Below are 21,612 nucleotides of genomic sequence, written 5' to 3' on the forward strand. Positions count from 1 at the left end.
TCAGTCGATCCGGCCGCCCTGGGCGATCCAGCGGCCCAGGAGGGCGCGTTCTTCGGCCGTCGTGTGCGTCTTGTTGGCGGGCGGCATGGTCTGCGTCTCCACCGCGCGGGCGCGGATGCGGTCCATGCGCGACCGGATCTGCTCGGGGGTGTCGAACGCCACGCCGGCCGGCGCCACGCCGAAGGTGCGGTCCGCCGCGTCGGCGGAGTGGCAGACGGCGCAGCGCTTCTGGATGACGGCGTTCGCCTGCGCGAAGGTCACCTGCCCCCCATCGGCACCGGCGGATGCGCGGCTCTGCGCCGGGCGCGCGGTCAGCAGGGCCAGGAGGCCGAGGGAGGTGGCGAAGGTGGCGGCGAGTGCCGGCTTCCACCGCGGCCAGCCGAAGCGGATGTTCAGGATGTGGCGCACCGTGGCCCCCGTGACCACCAGGATGCCCAGCACCAGCCAGTTCCACCGGTGCCCGTACAGGGCGGGAAAATGGCTGCTGAGCATCAGCACCAGCACCGGAAACGTCATGTAGTTGTTGTGGATCGACCGGTCCTTGGCGCGCTTGGCGGGCTCCGGGTCCGGCCGCTCGCCGCGCTCCACCGCGCTCACCAGTACGCGCTGCGAGGGCATGATCACGCGGAACACGTTGCCCGCCATCAGCGTGCCCAGCAGCGCGCCCACGTGCAGGAACGCCGCGCGCCCGCTGAACACCTGCGTCAGTCCGAAGGCCACGGCCAGCACCAGCGCCAGCCCCGCGACGGCGCCCATCCTCCCCATCCGCGAAACCGCCCTGCCCAGGAACAGGTCGTACCCCAGCCATCCCCCCACGATGGTCCCCGCGCCGATGCCGATCGCCGCCGCGGGCGACAGGTCGCGCACGGCGGGGTCGATCAGCAGCGCGCCGCCGCTGGCGTAGTAGACCACGACCAGCAGCGCCGCGCCGGTGAGCCAGGTGGTGTACGCCTGCCACTTGAACCAGTGCAGCGGACGGTCGCGGTCCCAGCCGCGCAGGTCCTTTTCCATGAAGTAGAACGCGCCGCTGTGCAGCAGCCAGATCTCGCCGGCGATCCCCTCCTTGCCGGTCTTGGAGGGCTCCAAGTTGCGGTCGAGCCAGTTCCACAGCAGCGAGTTGCCGATCCACATGATCCCGGCGATCAGGTGCATCCAGCGAAACACCATGTCCAGCAGTTCGCGCACGGACGGGCTCATGGCGTGAATGCGGTCAGCTGCCGCGGTACGTGGAGTAGCCGAACGGGCTCAGGAGGAGCGGAACGTGATGGTGCTGCCCTCCGTCCTGGACCGTGAAGTCCACCGCGACCTCGGGATAGAACGCGTCCACCCCCTGCGCGGCGAACCAGGCGCCGGTGTCGAACACCAGGCGGTACGCGCCGGCATCCAGCGCCGCCCCGGCGGGCAGCAGCGTACGCAGGCGTCCGTCCGCATCGGTCTCGCCGCGGCCCAGCACCTCGGAGCCGCACTCCAGGCGGATGGGAACGCCGGCTGCGGGGCGGCCGCGGGCGGTATCCAGCACGTGCGTGGTGATCGCGCTCATCGGTGGTGTCCGGCAGGCGTGTGGGAGTTGGTGGTGCCGCGGGCTGGTCCGCGCGGATACCCGGCGACGAGCGACGCAATGAACCCGGCAAGGCAGCCAAAGCCTGCACCAACCCCGATGATCAACAGCAGGCCCTCGAGGGGAATGAAAAAATCGCGCGAGAGAATCAGTTCAACAACGGTGAACACGGCCACCGTAGCCGCTCCCGCCGCTGCTCCGGTTGCCGTTCTCACGCGGCTGAAACACCGTCGCTGGCTCCGAACCCGGCCCGGGAGAAACGCGGTGTAAAAGAGTCCTCCGACGAAGCTGCCGGCAATCCATTTCAGACAAAGCACCACCGACTGGTGGCGGAAGCCGAAAAAATCGCTGGAAACCAGGTCGGTCGCGAGCACCAACAGGCCCATGCCCAAGCCCACGATCGCCATCGTGCAGCCGTTGCGAAGATGCAGCTTCAGTCGCGATTTAGTCCGCAAGCAGCTTTTCCAGGCGGATGCGGGTGATCTTCCGCTGCTCCTCGGCTGCGACGAGGATTTCCGCCGCGGGATCGTTGGACAGCCGCTCCGTGAGCAGGTCCAGCATCTCGTCCGCCGACTTGCCCGTCGCGCAGACGATGTAGATGTAGCCGAACCGCTCCTCGTACCGGCGATTTCCCTCCGCCAGCGCCTGCTGCGTCTGCGCCGCCGCGTCGCCCATCCCCGCCTGCTCACCGGCGGACCACGCCTTTTCGCGGTCCGTCTGCCCCGCATCCGCCTTCTTCTCGCCGATGCGGGGGTGCGCGCGGAACGCCTCGCGCCAGTCCGCCTCGTCCAGCGCGCGCCACACGCCGTCCGCGTTCTCCATGAGGTCCGCGGCGTCGGCGTAGGGCCGGCACGATGCCACGCGGCGCGCCCACTCGCGCGAGCCGCAGCAGGTGAGCAGCTCGCGCTCGGCCTCGGCGGGAGACAGCTCGTTCAGGCGCGTCAGGTGTGTCACCGGGGCGCGTCGGAAAGCCTGCCGAACACCCGCAGCCGGGCGATGCCGCCGTCGGGCGCGATGTTCAGCCGCACGTGCGTCACGGGGCCGATGGGGTCCAGGTCCTCGAAGCGGAAGCGGGCGTGCGGCTGGAGCCGGGTTTCCGGCAGCAGCGCCAGCCAGGGCGCGGACGAGTCGGCCAGCTCCTCGGCGGTGGCGCCGGGCAGGTGGATGCCTTCCATCCAGCAGCGCTCCGGCGGGTTGCCCTTGTAGTGGTCGGTGTCGATCTCCACACGGTGGATGGGGCTGGGCAGGGCCAGGCGAACGAGGCTCCAGTCGTGCCCCGGCCCGCGACGGCGGCGCGTTTCCCACCCATCGCCCATGAACAGCGACGGCCCGGGTAGGATCAGGTTCTGCCGGTGGCCGTAGAACATGTCGCTGCACGACATCACCCAGCCGCCGTTTTCCAGCGCCGCCAGGTCTACCTCTCCGCCCTGCCGTGCGAACTTCGTCCACTGGGGGATGGCCTCGCCGTGAACGCGCAGCCGGGCCACGCCCCCGTCGGGGTAGATGTTCAGGCGAAGGTGCGTAACGCGGCCCTCGTGGGCCACCGGGAACTCGTTCCGCGCGTCGCCCTGCAGGGCGGTCTTGGGCAGGATCTCCGTCCACTCCGCCGTGCTCGCCAGCTGCTCGGGCGATGGCGTTCCGGGAACGGAGCAGGCCTCGATGGAGCAGTGCTCGGGGTAGTTGCCGGTGAAGAAGCTGGTGTCTACCACCACGCCGCGGACGATTCCCGGCGCGCCCAGCCGGATGATGCACCAGTCGAACGAGGCCGAGTGGCGGCGCGTTTCCCAGCCGTCCATCCACTTTCCGCGCTCGGTGTACTCGCCCGCGTGCCACTCGGGGGCGCCGGCCTTCAGCAATCCCTCCTTGGGCGCGAAGAACTCGTCGTTGGCCAGCAGCACTGCGCCACCCAGGCGCTCGGCGGCAAGATCGGGCAGGTCCTGGAAATCGGTCATGCGTCGGCGCGTAGGAGAAGGCGTCCAGCGGGTTCGGCGGCGAAACGGCCACGGTGGTAGACCCGGGCTCCACGAACGTACGTCGCCAGCACCTCGCCGGAAAAGAGGCCGCCGGCATAGGGCGTCAGCTTGTGGCGATGGTGAAGCATCTCCGGGACCACCCGTACCTGGCCATCCGGGTCCCACACCACCAGGTCGGCGTCCATGCCAGGGGCGATGGCGCCCTTGCGCGCCTGCAGCCCCGCCAGGCGCGCCGGCGCCTCGCTCATCCACCGGGCGATGAGCTCGGGCCCCATTCCGCGCGCGTTCATCGCGCTCCACATCACGGGAAGCCCCAACTGCAGCGATGCGATGCCGCCCCAGGCCGCGAACCAGTCGCCCGCCTCGCGCCCCTTCATCTCCGGAGGGCAGGGGGAGTGGTCGGAGGCCACCAGGTCGATGTCGCCGGCCGCGAGCGCATCCCACAGCCCCTGCTGGTTGCGCCGCCCGCGGATGGGCGGCGCGCATTTGAACTCCGTCGCGCCGTCCGCGATGTCGTCGTCCGCGAAGTGCAGGTAGTGCGGACAGGTTTCGACCGTCACCGGCAGCCCCTCCGCGCGGGCCTCGCGCAGCAGGGGCAGCGCGTCGGCGGCGGCCAGGTGCACCACGTGGACGCGCGTGCCGAACTCGCGGCACAGCCGGATCACCAGCTCGATCGCCTGCACCTCCGCTTCGGGCGGGCGCGAGCGGGCGTAGACGGCGTAGCTGCGCGGGTTCATCCCGGCGGCGCAGGCCGCGGCGCGCTCCAGCGGCGCGGGAAGCTCCGCATGCACCAGCAGCGGCGCTCCCAGCTCCGCCAGCACCGGCATGGCGAGCCGAAGGTCCGCCTCGCCGACGTGCTGGAACTCGTCCACGCCGGAGGGGGCGAGAAAGCACTTGAAGCCGAAGACGCCCGCCTCCCACAGCGCGGGAAGGTCCGCCGCGTTGCCGGGCACCACGCCGCCCCAGAATCCCACGTCCACGCTGCACTTACCCCACGCCTCGCCCACCTTTGCAGTCAGCGCGGAAACCGTGGTGGTCGCCGGGATGCTGTTCAGCGGCATCTCGATCAGCGTCGTCACTCCGCCCGCCGCCGCGGCGCGCGTGGCGGTCTCCCATCCCTCCCACTCCGTCCGGCCCGGCTCGTTCACGTGGACGTGCGTGTCCACCAGCCCGGGCATGACGATGGCATCCCCCACGTCCACCACCGTTCCACCCTGCGCAGCGTCGTACCCGTCGACGGACGCGATGAGGCCGGCGGAGACGCCGACGGCCGCGGGGCGCATACCATCGGGCAGGACCACGCGGCGCGAACGGATGACCAGGTCGGCGGGAGGATGCATCGGGTGGCGGAAGGGATGGGGATACGACGAGCGAGGGGCTGAAGATAGCGGCCCGGGGAACGAATGCGAGATGCCCGCCTGCTCGGCCGAGCAGGCGGGCATCGTCACATCTGCCGACGCGCTACAGGATGACCGGCTCCTCGTACCCGTCGTACTCCGCGTGGCGGGTGCGGCGCGAGCGGGCGGCACGGGCCAGCAGGATGCCTAGGCCGAACGCCACGCCCGCGGCGATCATCATCTTGTCCGCGTCGATGGCCCGGGGCGGCACCGACACCAGGCCGCGCTCGTCCGTCACCGCCGGCTCGTTCACGTAGCGGCCCTTCACGGGCACCGCGCGGTTGCGGAAGTCGGCGGCCAAGGTGCGCAGCTCGTCGCGAAGCTGCGCCCCGCCCAGCGGAATGCCGTGCCCCGTCGCGGCGAGCTCCGGCTCCAGCGCCGCAAGCAGGCGCACGGAATGCTCCGCGCGCGGCCAGTCGGGCGTGTAGTACATCGGCGGCCCGTTCACCTCGGGCGTCTGCTCCATCACGTACGTCAGCGCCTCCTGGCGGGTGGTGACGAACGCGTCGCCGGCGATCAGGGTGCGGTCGGCGTCGCGGAAGAGGGCGACGTGGCCGGCGGTGTGCCCCGGCGTGTGGATCCACCGCCAGCCGGGCATCCCGGGCACGGAGCCGTCCGCCGGCAGCGTCCGGACCCGCCCGCCCAGGTCGATGGGCTTGCGCGGATACAGGAACGACATGGCGGCCATGGCACCGCCGCCCACCGTCGGGTCGGGCGGCGGGTACGGGGAGTCGCCCGTCAGGTAGGGCATCTCCAGCGGGTGCGCATAGACGACGCAGTCCCAGCGTTCCGCCAGCTCGCGAACGGCGCCCACGTGGTCGAAGTGGCCGTGCGTAAGGATGATGGCCCGGGGGCGGGCGTCGGGCCCGAAGCGCTCCGCCGCCGCGGCGGCGATGGCGGATGCCGAGCCGTAGATGCCGGTATCCACCAGCGTCCACCCGCGGTCGCCCGCGCCGCGCGGGCCGGCGAGGAAGACGTTGACGATCGCGGTGCGCAGGTACGCCAGGTCGGGCGTCACCTCGCGCGCCCTGCCCGACGACGGGTACTCCGTCTTTTCCAGCTCCTTGCCTGAAACCCGCTCTATCGTCGCCGCCATCGCACCCTCTCCCGCGTGAGAATCCGTCCACCCTCGGTCCCAGGGCGCCACCTTCGTTGCAAGCCGCACGCCCGATTGCGCCGGATGTGCACTGATGCGGGTGCAGCTTATCGCCCCGGCGTTCCCGGCGTGGTACATTGTATGGAGGAGGGGGCCGCGCGGGAGCCGCGCCCGGTTCGGGGACGCACAGGGGAGCAGCAGTGGCGGACATCGCGATCGACCTTGGAACGGCGAACACGCTGATCGAGGTGAAGGGCGTGGGGCTGGTGGTGAACGAGCCTTCGGTGGTGGCGGTGGACCGCGACACCCGAAAGGTGCGCGCCATCGGGCTCGAAGCCAAGCGCATGCTGGGGCGCACGCCGGAGGGCATCGTGGCCGTGCGGCCCATGCGCGACGGCGTGATCGCCGACGTGAACATGGCCGACCTGATGCTGCGCCACTTCCTGGAGCGCGTGCTGCCGCGCGGGTTCTTCCGGGTGAAGCCGCGCGTGGTGATCGGCGTACCCTCGGGCATCACCGAGATGGAAAAGCGCGCCGTGCGGGCCGCGGTGCTGGCGGCGGGCGCGCGCCAGGTGAACCTGATTTCCGAGCCCATGGCGGCGGCCATCGGGGTGGGGCTGCCGGTGACGTCGCCGCGCGGGTCGATGGTGGTGAACGTGGGCGGCGGCACCAGCGAAATCGGCGTGATCGCCCTCTCCGGCATCGTCGCCGACGCGTCCATCCGCGTGGCCGGCAACGAGATGGACGAGGCCATCATGGGCTACGTGCGCAAGAGCCGGAACCTGCTGATCGGCGAGGCCACGGCCGAGGGCGTGAAGATCCAGATCGGCTCGGCGTTCGCGCTGGACGAGGAGCGGGAGATGGACGTCACCGGGCGCGACCTGGTGAACGGCATCCCCAAGTCCGTCCGGGTGAACTCGGTGGAAATCCGCGAGTGCATCCAGGAGCCCGTTGCCGCCATCGTGGCCGCGGTTCGCCGGGCGCTGGAAAGCACGCCCCCGGAGCTGTCGTCCGACATCATCGACGCGGGGATTGTGATGACGGGCGGCGGCGCGCAGCTGCGCGGCCTGGGCCGGCTGCTGCAGCGCGAGACGGGGCTGCCCATCCACCTGGACGAGCAGCCCCTTACCTGCGTGGTCCGCGGCGCCGCCCGCGTGCTGGAGGACCTGGAGCTGTACCAGGGTGTGCTGCAGCCGTAGGATCGTAAAGACGTTTCACGCAGAGGTCGCAGAGGTAAAAGAGAGGACGCAGAGAAAAAACCATCTTTTCTCTGCGTCCTCTCTGTCTTCTCTGCGTCCTCTGCGTGAAATGCAGTTAAAAATTCCGCACTAACGCACTAGGTTCAGCCCTGGCGAGGTGCGCCGCGGCCCGGGCCGCCGCCGCGTCCGCTTTGCGAGCGGCCGCCCTGGGGACGGCTGCCGCCTCCGCCCACGCCGGCCATTCCGCCGCGAGACGGCTGCGACGGGCGTCCGCCCTCGGAGCGGGGGGCACGGTCGCCGGAGGGACGGGCGGGGCTCCTGGCCGGCCCGCGCGACGCTTCCTGCGTTTCGCGTTGCGCCTTGCGGTCGGCCTTTTCCTTGGCGCGGGCACGCTCCTCGGACTTGCGCTTGCGGATTTCGGCGATGCGCTCGGCGATGGGCACCTCGAAGCGCTCAGCGGGCTTGGCGCGGTAGTCGAAGCCCTCGACCGTAAAGCGCGGCAGCTGCTTGCCGATGGCGCGCTCGATGTCGCGCAGGTCGCTCTCCTCCTCGGGCGAGACGAAGGTGTACGCGTCGCCCGTGGCGTCGGCGCGGGCGGTGCGGCCCACGCGGTGCACGTAGTCTTCGGGCACGTGCGGCACGTCGAAGTTCACCACGTGCTCCAGCGCCTCGACGTCGATGCCGCGGGCCACGATGTCGGTGGCCACCAGCACGCGGTAGCGGCCCTGCTTGAAGCCCGCCAGCGCGTCGGTGCGCGCCGTCTGGCTGCGGTTTCCGTGGATGCGGGCGTTGGGCACGCCGTGCTTGTCCAGGAAGTCCGACAGCCGGTTGGAGCGGTGCTTGGTGCGGCAGAACACGATGACGCTGCCCACCTCGCCACGCTTCAGCAGCTCCAGGAACAGGTGCGCCTTCATCTCCTGCGAGACGGGGTACACGGCCTGCTTGATGCCCGTGGCCGGCGCCGCCTTGCGCTGCAGGTCCACCGTGGCGGGCTGCTTGAGCATGTCACGCGAAAGCGCGTGGATGGGCGGCGGCATGGTGGCGCTGAAGAACAGCGTCTGCCGCTGCGTGGGCACGTGCTTCAGGACGCGGCGGATGTCGGGAAGGAACCCCATGTCCAGCATGCGGTCGGCCTCGTCCAGCACCAGGATCTCCACGCCGTCCAGCCGGGCGTAGGGGTACTGAAGGTGGTCCAGCAGGCGCCCCGGGGTGGCGACGATCACCTCGACGCCGTCGCGAAAGGCCTGCTCCTGCGGCTTCATCCCCACGCCGCCGAACACTGCGGCCGCGCGGATGCCCGTGTGCTTGCCCAGGGCGACGAACTGCTCGTGGATCTGCGCCGCCAGCTCGCGCGTGGGGCTCAGCACCAGCGCGCGGGTCTTGCGGCGCGGGCCGTCCATCAATCGCTGGATCACCGGAAGAGCAAACGCGGCCGTCTTGCCGCTTCCCGTCATGGCGCAGGCCAGCACGTCGCGCCCCTGCAGGGCGGATGGGATGGACTGTTCCTGGATGGGTGTGGCGCGAGTGTAGCCCAGCTCCGAGACGGCGCGGAGAAGGGTCGCGTGAAGGCCGAGATTGTCGAAGGACATGCGTTCCGTGGATCCGGTCAGGCCGCCTGATGGTGCCGGACGGCAAAGAAGACGGCGGGGCTCGGGAAGAGTCCCGCCGTCCGTTACGAATGCTTCATACCCCAACTCCGCCAAAAAGGTCGCGGGCTGGCCGATACTGCCCGTTTTGCGCCACAGGTGGACACCGCGCTACCCACGTGGCCGCTTTCACGCTCGATCTTCCGAAGGTAATCTGGACGCGGTTAGCTTCGCGCCATGCCGAAGCCGCGCGTCTACATCGAAACGACGATTCCCAACGTCTACTACGAAACCAGAACCTCGCCTGAGATGGTAGAGCGGCAGGCCTGGACACGTGCATGGTGGGCAGATGCGGCAGACAAGTACGAACTGGTGACGAGCAGCAAGGTGCTCGCCGAACTGGACCGGGGTACTGGGGATCGGGTGGCGCGACGGAAGTCACTCCTGAAGGAACTTCCCCTGCTGTCCGTCGATCCGCCCGTACCCGCGATCGTGTCGTTCTACATCCGGCACAGGCTCATGCCGGCCAATCCCCCTGATGACGCATATCATCTCGCGGCGGCATCATACCACGGGTGCGACTTCATGGTGACTTGGGATTTACGGCACTTGGCCAATCCGAGGAAGGCCTTGCACATTCGACGAATCAATACGATGCTTACAGTGCACGTGCCTGAGCTTGTAACGCCGAAGCACCTGATGCTGAGGGAGGACGATGTCTGACGAGCGGAGGGAATTCGACGACGCGCTCGAGGAGGTCCGCGCCATTCGCCGCCAGCTATGGGCAGAGTTCGACAACGATCCCGTGAAGCTTGGGGCGTACCTGAGCGGGTACGAGAAGCAATTTGCGGATCGGCTGATTCTGACCCCCGAACAGCAGGCCTTGGCGGCACAGAAGCCGGCCGATGCCGGGAAGTCGGCGGCGTGACCGTCGGTGCGCACGGGCGGGATCATAGCCCGCCGAGTGCGGAATCGCGGGTTCGGCTCGGGCGAGGATCTGCGATCTTTCGCGCTCTCGTCCGGCTCGGGACGTCTCCGATGCAGAGGAGGAGCGGATGAGCGAGGAATGGACAGAATTGGATGACGCCATAGAGGAAGTGCGCGCCGTTCGGCGCCGGCTCTCGGCACGGTTCGGAGATGATCCGGCGAAGATCACGGCGCACTATATGGAATACCAGAAGCAGTTTGGTGACAGGCTGCGGGAGCCCGATGCGATTGAGAAGCCGAGCGGACCTGGCAGATCGGCTGCATGAATCGCGTTCGGGCGTGCTTCTACACGGCCTCTGCCTCGAACGCCGCGAGGCGCCACATCATCCCCGCCGCGCCGCGTGCTTCGTGAGCCGCGCGGAAGCCGGTGTCGTGCAGTAGCACGCGGATCTCCTGGCGTGAGTACATGCGCTGGTACTCGACGCGGAGAGCCCGGCGCATCCACAGGTCAAAGGCGCGCATCCGGAGCGGCGCGCGATCCCAGTCTACCAGCAACAGGCGGCCGCCTGGCCTGAGCACTCGCCGAATTTCAGCGAAGCCAGCACCTGCATTGGGCCAGTAGTGCAGGTTCGACGCGCACAGGGCGGTGTCGAACGACGCCGTCGCGATCGGCAGGGCGAGCGCGCTTCCCGCGACGGCGGCGCCGGGCCATCCGCCCGCCCCGAGCTTCGGCGCCGCCTTCCTCAGCATCCCGGGCGACAGGTCTACCCCCACGTACGGATCCACCGACGCCCCCCACTCGGCGAGAGCGTGCGCCAGGTTCCCCGTCCCACATCCGACGTCCAGCACCTTCCCGAGCTTCCGTCCTTCGATCCACGGGCGCAGCAACGCCAGGCTCGCGCGATTGTAGCGCGCCCACCGGCGGTCGTACTCCGCGGCGGCGCGGTCGTACTCGCGGCGGAGAGAGCTGGGAAGAGAGTCGGGCATGGAAAGGTTTTGTCTGCGGCTCTGCACGGGCGACTGAAGTCGCTGCAACGACCACACGAAAAGTCCGCCTTCGCGGACTGGCTTGTGGTGTCGCGGTAATGAGTGGGTGACGCGTCCCTGCTGCGGGGTTTCGATTCCACCGAACTCTGCAGAACGATGCAGGCCGGAGTCTCTTCGCGAGATCTCCGGCCTGCTTTTGAATCTACCGCCCGGGCGCCACGATCACATCTTCTTGTACGCCGGGCCGCTCCCGCCCTCGCGCGGCGTCCAGCGCGGGCCGATGACGTCGGTGGCCTTGCAGTCGATGCAGTTGGGGGCGTTCACCACCAGCTTGTCGCCGTTCAGCTCGTACACGCCGGCGGGGCACAGGTGCACGTACAGCTGCGCCACCTCGGGGCTGATGTCCTGGCCCACGATCAGGTGCGAGGGGATGTCGTCGCGGGTCTGGTTGCCCGCCTTGAACACCGCGTCGACCTTGCTGAACGTCAGCTTGCCGTCGGGGGTGAACGGCTGCTCGGGCGTCACCTCGCGCGGCGCCTCGGCATCGGAGTGCATGCTGATCTTGCCGCCCGGGAACCGCCCGCCGGTCACCGTCATCAGCGCCGCCTTGGCCCCGCCCACGAAGAAGCCGTCCTTGAACGCCAGCCGCTGGTTGCGGCTCTTGTACAGGTCGTCCCGCACGTAGCTGCCGTGCACCATCGTGTCGTACGCCGCCAGGGACGATGACGACGTGTCGCCCTTCTTCAGCCCCTCGAAGATGGCGCGCGCGGCGAACATGCCGGTCTGCATGGCGTAGTGGATGCCCTTCAGCGAGGGCACGTCAACGAAGCCCGCCGTGTCGCCCACCATCACCAGCCCATCGCCGTGCAGCCGCCCCGGCAGGCCGAAGAAGCCGCCCTCGGGGATGGTCTTGGCGCCCCACTCCACCATCTCGCCGCCCTCCAGGTACTTCCGGAAGAACGGGTGAAGCTTCATCCGCTGCAGCATTTCGTGCACGTCCAGCGTGGTCTGCCGGTAGTCCAGCCCCACCACCAGTCCGATGGCCACCAGGTTGGGCTCCAGCGGGTACATGAAGCTGCCGCCGAACGCGTCGCGCGGCAGCGGCCACCCCAGCGTGTGGACGATGCGGTCCAGCGGGACCTTGGTTTCCCACAGCTCCTTTACGCCCAGCGCAAAGATCTGCGGGTTCTCGGACGCCACGCCCTGCCACTCGCGCCAGGCCTGGCCCAGCGGCCCGCGCGTGCCCTCGGCCAGCACGGTGACGCGCGCCGTGACGTCCGTCGGGGGCTCGGCGCCGGGGCCGGGGGTGCCGTCGCGCTTGAGGCCCGCCGGCGTGGTGCGCACCCCGCGGACGGCCCCGCCCTCCACCAGCAGCGAGTCCACCGGAAAGCCGGGGAGCATGTTGACGCCCAGCCCCTCGGCCTGCTCGCCCAGCCAGCGGCAGACCTCGGAGATGGAGGCCGTGTAGTTCCCCTGGTTGTGCATGGGGGGCGGCGTGGGGATGCGGAACTGCCCCGCTTCCGTAAGCAGGTACACCGCCTCGTTGCTCACCGCGTCGCGGAAGGGAAAGTCCTCGTCCTTGAGGTCGGGAAAGAGCTCACGGAAGGCGCGCGGGTTGATGACCGCGCCCGAGAGGTTGTGCTCACCCAGCGCCGAGCCCTTGTCGAGAACGGCGATCTGCGTCTCCCCCAGGCTGCCGCCGGCTTCGCCGTCCTTTTGAACCAGCCGCGCCAGCTCGATGGCGCACGCCAGCCCGGCCGGCCCGCCGCCGACGATGACGACGTCCATCTCGATCGCCTCGGCGTCGGGGGCGTCGGAAACGATCAGCCGCTCGCGCGGCAGCGGCGGCTGGTGGCGGACGGGGAGAACGGTCCCGCGTGCGGCGTCGGCCATGGTTCTTTGGGCAAATGGAGGTGAACTAACGTTAGGTCGCGCCGGATTATACGGGCTGCGCTCCCCCGCCGCAAAGGCCGGGGCGCATCACCACCAGACGCTCGCCACCCCCTGGCACGAAGCACGTGCCAGGGGGTGGATGCATCAGGACGAAGGCGCGAGCCGCCCCAACGAGGCCGGGGCCGCCGCCGTCCGGGTCAGGGCTGCTGGCTGGGCGTGGCGGGGCGATGGGGCGAGGTGTCGTTCACCGCCGTCCCCTGCTCCTGCTCGGGCGCGTAGCCGGCCGCCTGGTTGTCGGCGTCGCCGCCCTGCGCCTTCGTTCCGCCGCCACTTTCCCCGCAAGCCAGCACCGACATCGCGGCCATCAGCGCGAGGGTCGGGATCAATCGATATTTCCGCATTTCCGTCATCCAGTCCGGGTTGTCGTCACTCGTGTTTCCGCTTCCTATGCAGGGACCGGGCCGCGGTGTTTGCAAGTGACTGCGGGAGCGAGGGTTAGCGGACGGCTTAGGCGGCGATTCCCGCCCGCAGCGGCGGCGGGGCTGTCAGCGGATGGCTGTTCAGCCAAGCGACGATCAGGATGCTCAGGTCATGGAACGTCAGGCGCTCAACGTCCAGGTGCAGGTTCGAGCAGGTGAGATGCATGGCTTCCTGGAACTGCCCGAATCGCTCGACGATCTTGTTGCCGCCGGGGAGGATGACCTCCGGCTCGCGGTGCGTCGCAAGGAAATCCCGCACCTGCCCGATCACTTCCGCAGTCTGGCTTGCATGCGATCGGATGTCCTGCCCGGCGATGTCCGAGATGAACTTCTGGTATCGGTACGGCTCCGTATCCAGCACGATGGCTGCCTTGCGCCGGTGCACCTTCCCGCCGAATGCCTTCGCGCCGAGGAAGATGCCCAATTCCAGCGGCATGTTGAACCGCGGGAGCTGTGTCGACGCATCGAGTTCCGTCCGCGAGATGTCGTGAACTGCCAGACGGCACTCCCGAATGATGTTCGTGATCTTCTCGATCCTCACTTGGCTGCTGTCGTCCACCTCCAGCGAAGTGCGCGGAAAGAAGCCGCAGTCGTACGCCGCAAAAGCAACGGCCTCCAGAAGAGGCCGGTACGCGGAGTCGAAGGGGCAGTTGATGAAGACGCTGTTGTCGTACGTCCGCGTCATCCGCTCACCCTCACGATTGGTGTCGGGTGAGGCGTCCCAGTCCCCTCGCCAGAATCGGGTGGCTGAGGGCTGGCGGTGGACTCCGTGACGCCATGGGACTCGGCTGCGGCTCGGGCACGCGCCAGCTGTTCGTCCGCGCGGCGCCACGCCTCGATCGCCTCCTCGAGGGTGAACTTGTCGCTCGGGTGTGGCGGCTGAATGGTGCGAAGGCGCGGCTTGCGCTGGGGCTTCGGCATGGCTTCTCCTTAGCTGTGAGGACGGCTGTTCACAATGTATACTTATGGCCCTCGCCGCACAAGGATCTGGACGAACGTTACCATTGCGCCAGCCGCCGTGCAGGGGGCGGCCTCGACCTTCACGACGAGGCCCCGGACGCATCCGCGCCCGGGGCCTCGCTCATCATCGCCACCGAGAAACTCGTCACACGATCGTCGGCTCCATGAAGTAGTCGAACCCGTGCTCCGAACTCCGCCACGCGCGGATGCGGAAGATGCGCGCGGGGGCATCGGGCTCCAGGCGCAGCCACTGCGAGCCGCCGTGCCAGAAGAAGCGCTGGCCGGTGAGCAGCTCCTCCACCTCCCACGGGTCGTGCCAGCCGATGCCCATGTCGGGGAGCGGAAAGTGGAGCATGGTCTCGTGCGCGGCGAACGGGTCCAGGTTCACGGCCACGAACACCATCGACGTGCGGTCCGGCGTCATCTTGCCGTAGAACAGCACGTTGTCGTTGTCCGCCGGGTAGAAGCGCAGGTTGTCGTACTCGTGCAGCGCGCGGTTCTGCCGGCGGATCTCGTTCAGCCGCGTGATCAGCGCGCGGATGTTGCCCGGGCGGTCCCAGTCCCACGCCTTGATCTGGTACTTTTCGCTGTCCAGGTACTCTTCCTTGCCCGGCGCCAGCGGCGTGGCCTCGCACAATTCGAAGCCGCTGTAGATGCCGTAGACCGACGACAGCGTGGTGGCCAGCACCGCGCGGATCATGTGCGCCGGCCGCCCGCCGCGCTGAAGGAACTCGGGGTTGATGTCGGGCGTGTTGGGGAACAGGTTGCCCCGGAAGTACTCGTTCATGGGGCCCTGCGTGAGCTCCGTGAAGTACTCCGTGAGCTCGCCCTTGAAGTTGCGCCAGGTGAAGTACGTGTAGCCCTGCGTGAAGCCCGCCTTGGCCAGCGCGCGCATCATCTTGGGCCGCGTGAACGCTTCCGAGAGGAAGATCACCTGAGGGTGCTGCTGCTGCACCTCGCGGATCATCCACTGCCAGAACTGCACGGGCTTGGTGTGCGGGTTGTCGACGCGGAAGATGTTCACGCCCTGCTCCACCCAGTGCAGGATCACGTCGCGCCACTCCGCCCACTGCGCTTCCCAGTCTTCGCCGTAGAAGTTCAGCGGATAGATGTCCTGGTACTTCTTGGGCGGGTTCTCGGCGTACATGATGGTGCCGTCCGGGCGGATGTAGAACCAGCCCGGGTGTTCCTTGGCGTACGGATGGTCGGGCGACACCTGGATGGCGAAATCCAGGGCGATCTCCAGCCCGTGCTCGCGCGCGGCCTCCACCAGTCGCCGGAAGTCCTCGAGCGTGCCCAGGTCCGGGTGCACCTCCTTGTGCCCGCCCGCGTCCGATCCCACCGCGTAGGGCACGCCCGGCTCGTCTGGCCCCGGGTTCAGCGTGTTGTTCTTGCCCTTGCGGAACTTGAAGCCGATGGGGTGGATGGGCGGAAAGTACAGCACGTCGAAGCCCATGTCGCGCACGTACGGCAGCTTGGCGATCACGTCGTCGAAGGTGCCGTGGCGGCTCTCGTCGTCGCTCATCGAGCGCGGGAACAACTCGTACCAGGCGGCGAAGCGTGCGGCCACGCGGTCCACCTGCACGGGAAGAACGTGCTCGTACCGCGTCAGGTCTTCACGCAGCGGGTAGCGCTCCATCAGTTCCAGCAGCCCGGGGTCCAGCGCGGCCGCCACCCGTTCCGCCACCGTCAGGTGCGAGCCCGATTCCACGTCGTCGCGGAACGTGTCCCACGCCGACGTGGGGATCAGCCCGCCCGACGCCAGCTTCTCGTCGCCCACCACCTCGGCCAGGTATTCCATCATCCGCGCGCGGTCGGGGCCGTGGGCCAGCGGGGCGGCGGCGCTGGCGATCAGCTGGGCGCCCTCGAACAACTCCAGCAGCACCTCCTGGCCCGCGTCGTACTTCTTGCGCAGGTCGCTCTGCCAGGTGCCGAAGACGTCGGTCCACGCGACGACGATGAAGTACCAGCGGCAGTTGCGGTCGGGGGAGAACGAGCCGCGCCAGCGGTCGTTGTCCCAGAACTTCATCCGCGACTCCTGCCACGTCTCGTCGTCCTCGGGGCGGTACCAGATGGCGGCGGAGAGGGCGTCGTGGCCTTCCTTGAAGATGTCGGCCTCTACCGAAACGGTGTCGCCCACCTCGCGCTTTACGGCGTAGCGACCGCAGTCCAGCTCGGGATACACGTTTTCGATGACGACCCTGCGGCTGGCGTCGATCCTCTCCGGCATCAGTCTCTCTTGGTGGTCGGGTGGCGTTCGTTTCGCCGCGCGGGCAGCAAGCGGTGGGCCATGGGCGGGGTAGGGGAGTGCGGGAGTGCGTAAGGCCAGTCGCAGAGCGCTCCTCTGTCATCCAGAGGCGCGAGCGCACCGGACCGCCCCGTACGCCACGCCCGTGCGCGCCGTGGGATCTAGCCGCGGATGCTTTTCAGCCCGGGCGCGGCAGCGGCACGGAAACCCGAGATGCTGCACGGACGCGGAGGAACTTCACATCGCTTGGGCTGCCTGCGGGCGCATGCCGCGGGTGGCCCCAACCCCGGCCCCTCCCCCGGCAAACTGCGCCGGGAGAGGGGAGAACTTCGATCCGGGTTCGACTGACGGCCGGTGCATGCCGCAGGGAGCCCCCTCCCCCCGGCCCCCGTCCCCCGCTGCGCAGGGGAGGGGGAGACCTGAAATGCCCTCCGGCAGGCTTCCTCGCTATCTCGCAAAGAGGCCGGTCTGGCGCACGGCACTGGCTCCCTTCCCCCGCGGGGTTTGCGGGGGAAGGGCTGGGATGGGGGCGGCCGCGGATGCACCCGACTCACGTCGAAACGCCACCTTCGGCGCCGCCTCAGCTGCCTACGCGAAATTCAACGCGTCCGTCCTGCACCGACACGCTCTCCAGGATCACGGTCAGCGGCTGGCCGGGATCGTAGCGCGCATTCCCCTTGTCGGCGGCGGCGCGGATGGGGGAATCCTCGATCTGCACCTCCACGTCGCCTCCACGCACGCCCAGCACCGTCGCCGCGAACGACTGGCCGATGCGGTCGCGAAGCATCCACGCTTCGGCAACGTCGACGGCCCGGCGCTCCAGCTTGGCCGCGCGCGAATCGGCGTCGTTCATCACGGCGGGCAGCCGCTTGAGCGTGTCCACCTCTTCCGCGCTGGGACGGCCTCCCGCGGCGAGGGTGACGAGGAGGTCCAGCACGTAGCGGTCGCCCAGGCGGCGGAGCGGCGCCGTGGCGTGGGCGTACGGCATCGCCAGCGCGTGGTGCAGCGGGTTTTCGGGCGGCTCGCCGTCGAACGATACGTAATCCGCGCCGCGCATCACCGGCCGCGCCTGCCACACCAATGGCGTGATGCGGGGATGCTTCACGTCCAGCGAGCGGATGAACTCCGGGTAGCTCATTTCGTCCGGCCACGCGAAGCCCAGCGCGCGGGCGCCCTGGCGGAAGCCCGCGAGGGCCTCGGGATTGGGCGCGGGCATCGTCCGCAGCATGCCGATGCCGGCTTCCAGCATCCGCCGTGCGGCCCAGTGCCCCACCAGCAGCGACACCTGCTCGTTCCACTCTTCCGAGGGCATCGGCTGCTCGAACTCCAGCGCGTACCCCAGGTTTTTAGCTGCCATCTGCGTTACGTGCTGCGACACCAGCGGAAGCGACACGCCGCCGCGCTCCGCCTCGATCTTCTCGCGCAGCTCGCCGAACCGGCGCATGCCGTCCAGCGTTCCCACCCACTCCTTGCCGCGGAACGCCGTTCCGCCCTCGCACACGTGCTCCACCACCTGCGCGTACGTCAGTTGCGCGCGGCTGCGGACCACCGCAGGGGTGACGGTGAGCTCCCTGACTTCCGCGCGGTCGTCGAGCGCAAAGTCGAAGAGAATGCAGGGGCGGTCCACGTCGGGAAGGAGGCTGCCCGCGTTCTCGCTGATGGCGGGGGGATACAGCGACACCTTGTGGTCGGGCGCGTAGAACGTCACGCCGCGCTTGAACGCCTCGGCCTCGATGGGGCCGCCGCGGTCCACGAAGAAGCCGACGTCGGCGATGGCGTACCACAGGCGGAATCCGCCGTCCGGCTCCGCTCTGATCCCGACAGCCTGGTCCAGGTCGCGGCTGCCCGGCGGGTCGATGGTCACCAGCGGCAGGTCGCGTTGGTCCTCGCGGCCGTTGCCGGGGGACACGACTCGCCTGGCAGCCTCGGCTGCGGCCTCCGTCACCTCCCGCGGAAACTCCGGGCGCACCCCGAACTTTTCACGAGCCGCGTTCAGCGCTTGCTCCACCAACCCGTCGCCACCCGCCATTGTCGTCTCCAGTCCACGGTTCGGACCGCCTACGCGCAAGCAACGGTCCGAAGGCTGCGGGCACCTGGCGCTCACGCACGCCCGGGGCCCCGCCGAGTGCCCCGAGCGTCAAGCATCGCTGCGTGGATGATGTCCTCCAACTCCTCTTCGGTACAGCCGGGCATCCGCGCGCCCGCACGGGCGAACCCTTCCCACCTGCATTCGAGTTCGGCCCACGTGCGGTACATGGACATTGGAATGATGGCCCCGGCCTCTCGCCCGCCTTCTTCCAGCACCACCGGAACGCGGTTGTCGCGAACACGGGCTACCACCCTCCCAAACTGCTCTCGCGCTTCTGGTACTTGCATGCGTTCCGTTTTCATCTCTCGCTCTCCGGTTCCGTTTCGTCCAGCCACGACAGGAACTGCCGCGGCGTCAGGATCAACGCGCTGCGATAGTCACCCAGGGTCAGCAGGTCCTGATCGCTCGATACGAGTACGTCCGCGGCAGCATCGGCGACGGCGGAGAGGATGATGTAGTCCTTGGGATCGCGGACGTAGACGTCCACCGGAGCAGTCCCGGGCACCCTGCCGGCCTCCTCGGAGAGTTCGGCGAGGAGGATGGAAACCCTCAGCTTGCAGTCGTACTTCCGAAGAACGCGTGGGTACGCGAGCGTCCGCCGAAGCTCGTCGAGAATCGCCTGTGTCGTGAAAAGAGAAAATCGAAGTGCCCGCCAAGCCTCGTAGGCTTGAGCGGGCACTCCTTTCGGTTTCAGGGCTACGCTCACCAGCACGGACGTGTCAAAGACTACTCGTCGCACCTTGCCTCCTGACTGCCGCCAAAGCCTCAGCGATGTCGTGCTCGACTTCTTCTTCCGGATAATCCGGCATCTGCTCCCCCGCGCGCAGGAAGGCCTGGTGGCGGGCCTCCCGCGCCTCCACCACGAATTCCAGTGTCTGCATGGGGACCAGCGCGCCGACCTCGTGGCCGTCGCACATGAGCACGACGGGGCGGCGCGTCTGCTCGACGCGCTTCAGCACCTCGCTCAGCCGTTCCCGCACGTGCGCAACGTCCATCCGTTCGACATTCATGGTGTGGTCTCCTGCGCGGATTCCTTACCCACAACAGTATAGAAGTGAACAGAAAGTTCAAGCCCCATCCTCAATCCGCCGCGCCCAGCAACCATTGGCGGACGCGGTCGAGCGCGATCTGCGCGGCCATGCCCTTCAGCCACTCGCGGCCGCGGTTGCCCACGTCGTAGCGGCGCGACCACTGCCCGCCTTCCCACGCCAGGCCGATGCACAGCGTGCCCACCGGCTTCTCCGGCGTGCCGCCGCCCGGGCCGGCGATTCCCGTCGTGGCGATGCCCAGGTCCGCACCCGCCAGCTTGCGCACGCCCGCCGCCATCTCCTCGGCCGTCTGGGTGCTCACCGCGCCGTGCTCCGCGAGGGTGCTTTCCGACACCCCGAGCACGCGCACCTTGGCCTCGTTGGCGTACGTGGCCACGCCGAGCAGGAAGTACTCGGAGCTGCCGGGCACGTCCGTCACGCGGTCGCCGATCTTGCCGCCCGTGCACGACTCGGCAACGGCCAGCGTCAGCCCGCGCTCGCGCAGCAGCCGCCCGACGGTTTCCTCCATCCCCTCGTCGCCCACGGCGTAGATGGCGCTGCCCAGCCGCTCGCGGATGCGCGCCTCCAGATCGTCCAGGCGCGGCTCCAGGTCGTCGTCCGGCCTCCCAAAGACCGTCACCCGCACCTGCATCCGCGGGAATGCCGCGCGGAACGCCAGGCGCGCCTCGGACGGATCGATGGCGCCCTCCAGCAGCTCGTCGAGCTTGCTTTCCGCCAAGCCGAAGGTGCTGAAGGAGCGCGAGGCGAACTTCTGGTCCGGCGTACGAGCCGCCACCCACGGTACCAGCGACGCGGGCACCATCTCGCGCGTTTCGCGCGGCACGCCGGGAAAGCACGCCACGTGGCGGGTGGCGCCGTTCACCTCCACCGGGCACACGAAGCCGGCCGCGGTGCCGTTGGGGTTGGGAAAGATGGTGGAGCCCTCCGGAAACAATGCCTGCTTCCGGTTGTTGGGCGACATCTCCATCGCGCGGGCCCGGAACCGCTCCTCGATGGCGCGCAGCGACGGCTCGTCCAGCAACAGCTCGCGCCCGGCGAGCTTGGCCACGCACGCCGTCGTCAGGTCGTCCGCGGTGGGGCCCAGCCCGCCGGTGCACACCACCAGCTCGGCCTCGTCCAGCGCGCGGCGGAGTGCGCGGATGATGTCGTCTTCGTCGTCCACCACGGCGAAGCCCGCAACGGGCTGCACGCCGAGCGGCTTCAGCTCCGTCGCCAGGAAGCCGGAGTTGGTGTCGACCGTCAGCCCGCCGACGATCTCGTCGCCGATGGCGAGAAAGGCGGCTCTCACTTGCCGCGCATCGCCTGGAGGGCCCCCTTCACCATCGCGCGCGGCATGCGGGTGAGCCCGTTGAACTCGCCGCCGGAGCCGATCCACTCTCCGCCATCGATGGTCACCACCTCACCGTTGATGAACGGCGCTCCGTCCGACACCAGGAACGCGGCCAGGTTCGCCAGCTCGTCGTGCTCGCCGAAGCGGTTCATGGGGATGCGCGCCTTCGCCTCGGCCTCCAACTCGGGCGTGGGCATCAGCGCGTTCCATGCGCCCTCCGTCGGGAACGGGCCGGGGGCGATGGCGTTGCTGCGGATCTTGTACGTGGCCCACTCCACCGCCAGCGACCGCGTCATCGCCAGCACGCCCGCCTTAGCCGCCGCGGAGGGGACGACGAACGCCGACCCCGTCCACGCGTACGTGGTGACGATGTTCAGGATGCTTCCACCACGCCCGGCCTCGATCATCTTCCGGCCGACCGCGAGCGTGGCGTGAAACGTCCCGTTCAGCACCGTCTGCACGATGGCGTTGAAGCCGTTGGGCGACAGGTCTTCCGTGGCCGAAAGGAAGTTGCCGGCGGCGTTGTTCACCAGCACGTCGATACCGCCGAACCGCTCGGTCACCGCCGCCGCCATCTGTTCGACCTGGGCGAAGTCGCGCACGTCGCAGGGATGCGTGAAGATGCGCTCGCCGCCGGGGCTGATCTGCCCCGCGGCGTCCGCAAGCCGCTCGGCGCTGCGGCCGGTGATGGCCACGTTGGCGCCCAGCGCGGCGAACTTGCGTGACATCGACAGCCCCAGCCCCGACCCGCCACCCGTCACCAGCACCGTCTTGCCCGCCAGAAGATCGTCCCGGAACACGTGCCCTCGCTCGCCGTGGTGTGCGTGCCTCCTTCGCTGCC

Annotated in this window: 23 protein-coding genes; 4 read left to right on the forward strand and 19 right to left on the reverse strand. The window is 68.9% G+C overall.

Annotation, left to right across the window (positions count from 1 at the left end; all coding sequences use genetic code 11):
- The 7 genes from VF632_RS20495 to VF632_RS20525 all read right to left on the reverse strand — a co-directional run bounded on the left by VF632_RS20495 (position 1) and on the right by VF632_RS20525 (position 6,024).
- Positions 1 to 1,197, reverse strand: coding sequence for a urate hydroxylase PuuD (locus VF632_RS20495; RefSeq protein ID WP_331024780.1), 1,197 nt, complete (start codon positions 1,195 to 1,197; stop codon positions 1 to 3).
- Positions 1,198 to 1,210: 13 nt separating this feature from the next.
- The gene (gene uraH, locus VF632_RS20500; RefSeq protein WP_331024781.1) at positions 1,211 to 1,540 is read right to left on the reverse strand and encodes a hydroxyisourate hydrolase; all 330 of its coding nucleotides are present in this window, start codon (positions 1,538 to 1,540) and stop codon (positions 1,211 to 1,213) included.
- Positions 1,537 to 1,965, reverse strand: a complete 429-nt coding sequence (locus tag VF632_RS20505; RefSeq protein WP_331024782.1) for a hypothetical protein — start codon at positions 1,963 to 1,965, stop codon at positions 1,537 to 1,539. The genes uraH and VF632_RS20505 overlap by 4 nt, the downstream gene beginning before the upstream one ends.
- A 37-nt stretch (positions 1,966 to 2,002) precedes the next feature.
- A complete protein-coding gene (gene uraD / locus VF632_RS20510; RefSeq protein ID WP_331024783.1) occupies positions 2,003 to 2,512 on the reverse strand; it encodes a 2-oxo-4-hydroxy-4-carboxy-5-ureidoimidazoline decarboxylase in 510 nt (169 codons plus the stop codon).
- Positions 2,509 to 3,510 (reverse strand): allantoicase, encoded by a 1,002-nt coding sequence (gene alc / locus VF632_RS20515; protein WP_331024784.1) that lies wholly within the window; start codon positions 3,508 to 3,510, stop codon positions 2,509 to 2,511. Before alc ends, uraD begins: the two co-directional genes overlap by 4 nt.
- Positions 3,507 to 4,871 carry an allantoinase AllB gene (allB, locus tag VF632_RS20520; RefSeq protein WP_331024785.1) on the reverse strand — a complete coding sequence of 455 codons (1,365 nt, stop codon included), beginning with the start codon at positions 4,869 to 4,871 and terminating at the stop codon, positions 3,507 to 3,509. Before allB ends, alc begins: the two co-directional genes overlap by 4 nt.
- Positions 4,872 to 4,992: 121 nt before the next feature.
- Positions 4,993 to 6,024, reverse strand: a complete 1,032-nt coding sequence (locus tag VF632_RS20525) for an MBL fold metallo-hydrolase (protein ID WP_331024786.1) — start codon at positions 6,022 to 6,024, stop codon at positions 4,993 to 4,995.
- Positions 6,025 to 6,224: 200 nt separating this feature from the next.
- Between VF632_RS20525 and VF632_RS20530 the strand changes: the two genes are divergently transcribed.
- Complete coding sequence (locus VF632_RS20530; RefSeq protein WP_331024787.1) at positions 6,225 to 7,223, forward strand: rod shape-determining protein; 999 nt, start codon at positions 6,225 to 6,227, stop codon at positions 7,221 to 7,223.
- A 143-nt stretch (positions 7,224 to 7,366) separates the two neighbouring features.
- Here VF632_RS20530 and VF632_RS20535 read toward each other — a convergent pair whose 3' ends face one another.
- The gene (locus VF632_RS20535; RefSeq protein ID WP_331024788.1) at positions 7,367 to 8,812 is read right to left on the reverse strand and encodes a DEAD/DEAH box helicase; all 1,446 of its coding nucleotides are present in this window, start codon (positions 8,810 to 8,812) and stop codon (positions 7,367 to 7,369) included.
- A 234-nt stretch (positions 8,813 to 9,046) separates the two neighbouring features.
- Between VF632_RS20535 and VF632_RS20540 the strand changes: the two genes are divergently transcribed.
- The 3 genes from VF632_RS20540 (at position 9,047) to VF632_RS20550 (ending at position 10,062) form a co-directional block, all read left to right on the forward strand.
- The gene (locus VF632_RS20540) at positions 9,047 to 9,532 is read left to right on the forward strand and encodes a type II toxin-antitoxin system VapC family toxin (RefSeq protein ID WP_331024789.1); all 486 of its coding nucleotides are present in this window, start codon (positions 9,047 to 9,049) and stop codon (positions 9,530 to 9,532) included.
- Positions 9,525 to 9,737 (forward strand): hypothetical protein, encoded by a 213-nt coding sequence (locus VF632_RS20545; protein WP_331024790.1) that lies wholly within the window; start codon positions 9,525 to 9,527, stop codon positions 9,735 to 9,737. Before VF632_RS20540 ends, VF632_RS20545 begins: the two co-directional genes overlap by 8 nt.
- 127 nt (positions 9,738 to 9,864) lie before the next feature.
- Positions 9,865 to 10,062, forward strand: a complete 198-nt coding sequence (locus tag VF632_RS20550) for a hypothetical protein (protein ID WP_331024791.1) — start codon at positions 9,865 to 9,867, stop codon at positions 10,060 to 10,062.
- Positions 10,063 to 10,081: 19 nt separating this feature from the next.
- Here the strand turns inward: VF632_RS20550 and VF632_RS20555 are convergent, their stop codons facing one another.
- The 11 genes from VF632_RS20555 to VF632_RS20600 all read right to left on the reverse strand — a co-directional run bounded on the left by VF632_RS20555 (position 10,082) and on the right by VF632_RS20600 (position 21,571).
- Positions 10,082 to 10,723, reverse strand: coding sequence for a class I SAM-dependent methyltransferase (locus VF632_RS20555; RefSeq protein ID WP_331024792.1), 642 nt, complete (start codon positions 10,721 to 10,723; stop codon positions 10,082 to 10,084).
- Positions 10,724 to 10,945: 222 nt separating this feature from the next.
- The gene (locus tag VF632_RS20560; protein WP_331024793.1) at positions 10,946 to 12,616 is read right to left on the reverse strand and encodes an electron-transfer flavoprotein:ubiquinone oxidoreductase; all 1,671 of its coding nucleotides are present in this window, start codon (positions 12,614 to 12,616) and stop codon (positions 10,946 to 10,948) included.
- A 197-nt stretch (positions 12,617 to 12,813) separates the two neighbouring features.
- A complete protein-coding gene (locus VF632_RS20565; protein ID WP_331024794.1) occupies positions 12,814 to 13,002 on the reverse strand; it encodes a hypothetical protein in 189 nt (62 codons plus the stop codon).
- 121 nt (positions 13,003 to 13,123) lie between these two features.
- Complete coding sequence (locus VF632_RS20570) at positions 13,124 to 13,780, reverse strand: hypothetical protein (RefSeq protein WP_331024795.1); 657 nt, start codon at positions 13,778 to 13,780, stop codon at positions 13,124 to 13,126.
- Between the two features lie 420 nt (positions 13,781 to 14,200).
- Positions 14,201 to 16,285, reverse strand: coding sequence for an alpha-1,4-glucan--maltose-1-phosphate maltosyltransferase (locus VF632_RS20575; protein WP_331024796.1), 2,085 nt, complete (start codon positions 16,283 to 16,285; stop codon positions 14,201 to 14,203).
- 598 nt (positions 16,286 to 16,883) lie between these two features.
- Positions 16,884 to 18,332 carry an RNB domain-containing ribonuclease gene (locus VF632_RS20580; protein ID WP_331024797.1) on the reverse strand — a complete coding sequence of 483 codons (1,449 nt, stop codon included), beginning with the start codon at positions 18,330 to 18,332 and terminating at the stop codon, positions 16,884 to 16,886.
- Between the two features lie 71 nt (positions 18,333 to 18,403).
- The gene (locus VF632_RS28305; protein WP_414682908.1) at positions 18,404 to 18,694 is read right to left on the reverse strand and encodes a type II toxin-antitoxin system Phd/YefM family antitoxin; all 291 of its coding nucleotides are present in this window, start codon (positions 18,692 to 18,694) and stop codon (positions 18,404 to 18,406) included.
- On the reverse strand, positions 18,691 to 19,131 hold the full coding sequence (locus VF632_RS20585) for a putative toxin-antitoxin system toxin component, PIN family (RefSeq protein WP_331024798.1): 441 nt from the start codon (positions 19,129 to 19,131) through the stop codon (positions 18,691 to 18,693). The genes VF632_RS28305 and VF632_RS20585 overlap by 4 nt, the downstream gene beginning before the upstream one ends.
- Positions 19,112 to 19,402 carry a hypothetical protein gene (locus tag VF632_RS20590; protein ID WP_331024799.1) on the reverse strand — a complete coding sequence of 97 codons (291 nt, stop codon included), beginning with the start codon at positions 19,400 to 19,402 and terminating at the stop codon, positions 19,112 to 19,114. The genes VF632_RS20585 and VF632_RS20590 overlap by 20 nt, the downstream gene beginning before the upstream one ends.
- 70 nt (positions 19,403 to 19,472) lie before the next feature.
- Positions 19,473 to 20,729: a competence/damage-inducible protein A gene (locus VF632_RS20595; protein ID WP_331024800.1), complete on the reverse strand. Its 1,257-nt coding sequence runs from the start codon at positions 20,727 to 20,729 to the stop codon at positions 19,473 to 19,475.
- A complete protein-coding gene (locus VF632_RS20600) occupies positions 20,726 to 21,571 on the reverse strand; it encodes an SDR family oxidoreductase (RefSeq protein WP_331024801.1) in 846 nt (281 codons plus the stop codon). Before VF632_RS20600 ends, VF632_RS20595 begins: the two co-directional genes overlap by 4 nt.
- Positions 21,572 to 21,612: the final 41 nt, after the last annotated feature.

This window comes from Longimicrobium sp. (assembly GCF_036388275.1).
Taxonomy (GTDB): domain Bacteria; phylum Gemmatimonadota; class Gemmatimonadetes; order Longimicrobiales; family Longimicrobiaceae; genus Longimicrobium.